General features: G+C 25.5%; 1 protein-coding gene. It reads left to right on the forward strand.

Annotated features, from left to right (window positions below; translation table 11 throughout):
- The coding region (locus G3997_RS01780) for an aminotransferase class I/II-fold pyridoxal phosphate-dependent enzyme (RefSeq protein WP_296649249.1) at positions 1-249 on the forward strand (249 nt) is incomplete at both ends.

Raw genomic sequence — 249 nt, forward strand, 5'->3', positions numbered from 1 at the left:
CTTTCAAAATCCAACAGGTATATCTTATTCAACTTATAAAAAAAAGAAACTAATAGAGTTAGCAGAAGAATATGATTTTTATATACTTGAAGATGACTTTATAAGTGATTTTAAATTYGAMTCAAAAGACAACAGAACTATTAGAAGTTATGATGATAAAAATAGAGTTATATATATAAAGAGTTTTTCAAAAATACTTATGCCAGGGCTAAGAATAGGTTTGATAGAATTACCAGCTGAGGTTCAAAA

Origin of the sequence: Romboutsia sp. 13368, assembly GCF_018336475.1 — a bacterium.
GTDB lineage: Bacteria > Bacillota > Clostridia > Peptostreptococcales > Peptostreptococcaceae > Romboutsia.